3 protein-coding genes are annotated in these 1549 nt (G+C 65.2%); all 3 read left to right on the plus strand.

All coding sequences use genetic code 11. The features are described from left to right. The coding region (locus tag JCM25156_RS25450; protein ID WP_034960444.1) for a DNA gyrase C-terminal beta-propeller domain-containing protein at positions 1 to 494 on the plus strand (494 nt) is incomplete at its 5' end. After that, on the plus strand, positions 487 to 1089 hold the full coding sequence (gene coaD / locus JCM25156_RS25455; protein ID WP_025813948.1) for a pantetheine-phosphate adenylyltransferase: 603 nt from the start codon (positions 487 to 489) through the stop codon (positions 1087 to 1089). The genes JCM25156_RS25450 and coaD, both read left to right, overlap by 8 nt. Continuing rightward, on the plus strand, positions 1059 to 1549 hold a 491-nt coding region (locus JCM25156_RS16260), incomplete at its 3' end, for a peptidylprolyl isomerase (protein WP_025813949.1). The genes coaD and JCM25156_RS16260, both read left to right, overlap by 31 nt.

Below are 1549 nucleotides of genomic sequence, written 5' to 3' on the forward strand. Positions count from 1 at the left end.
CCGGCGAGGAGGACGCCGAGGAGGCCATGGCGCACGACGACAGCGAAGCCGCCGAAGACCTGCCGCTTTCCCCCGAGCGCTTCACCGAGCTGGAAGCGGCGGAGGAAGTGCTGCTGATCGTCAGCAACGCGGGCTTTGGCCGCCGGTCCTCCGCCTATGACTACCGGGTGAGCGGGCGCGGCGGGCAGGGCATCAACAACATGACGTTTTCCGCCAACAAGCGCGGCAACGCCGTGGTGGCGACGCTGCCGGTGCTGGACGGCACGGATGTCATGCTGGTGACCGACGCGGGCCGCCTGATCCGCCTGCCCATTGACCAGGTGCGCGTCATGTCGCGCCAGGCCAGTGGCGTGACCCTGTTCCGCCTGAACGATACCGAGGAAGTCACCAGCGTCTTCCCGGTCATGGATGACGGGGATGAGGAAGGGGAGGACGACACCCCGACCGATGGCGACGCCACCCCACCCGAGGCCGATGCGGGGCAGGATGACTGAGGCCCCGGCGTCGCGCACCGGCTTCTATCCCGGCACGTTCGATCCCGTCACCAGCGGGCACATGGATATCATCGAACGTGCGGCGGGACTGATGGACCGGCTGGTGGTCGGCGTGGCCGAGAACCGGGACAAGCACCCCCTCCTCCCGCTGGAGGAGCGGCTTTTGTGCCTGCGCACCGATATCGCCCCCCTCAACGCCGGGCGCGCCATCCCCATTACCGTGGTGGGTTTTACCGGGCTGGTGGTGCATGCGGCGCGTACGCATGGGGCACATGCAATCATTCGCGGGCTGCGGGCGGTTGCGGATTTCGAATACGAGAACCAGATGTTTGGTATGAACCAGCATCTGGCGCCCGATATTGACACGGTGTTCCTCATGGCGCGGGAGGGGCATCAGTACATCTCCTCCCGGCTGGTGAAGGAAATAGCCCGGCTGGATGGGGACATTTCCACCTTTGTCCCACCCTTTACACGCGGCACATCCTTACGCGCCTGCGTGGCTGACAGGCCGGGCACGCACGCGGCCCGGCTTTCCCACACCCTTCATTTACGAAACGGATCACGATGTCTGCTACAGAAAACAAGTCCGACCTGATCAACGTCGAGCTCAAGACAGGGCCGGTGGTGATCCGCCTGCGCCCCGATATCGCCCCGCTGGCGGCCGAGCGTATCCGCACGCTGGCGGCGGAAGGGTTTTATGACAACACCCCCTTCCACCGTGTGATCCATGGCTTCATGGCCCAGGGCGGCGACCCGACGGGCACCGGCACATCGGGCAGCAAGCTGCCGGACCTGAAGGCCGAATTCACCAACAAGGCCAAGTTCGAGCGTGGCACGGTGGGCATGGCCCGCACCATGAACCCGGACAGCGCCAACAGCCAGTTCTTCATCATGTTCGAGCCCTCCCCGCATCTCGATGGCCAGTACACCATCGTGGGGCAGGTGATCGAAGGCATGGACCATATCGACCAGATCAAGCGCGGATCGGGCCAGAGCGGCATGGTGCAGGACCCTGACCGCATCATCAAGATGCGCCCGGCCGACGCCGAGGGCTG

The organism is Komagataeibacter kakiaceti JCM 25156, from assembly GCF_000613305.1.

Coding starts and splice junctions, on each gene's coding strand:
- coaD (WP_025813948.1), top strand. CDS start 487: ATGACTGAGGCCCCGGCGTCGCGCACCGGCTTCTATCCCGGCACGTTC.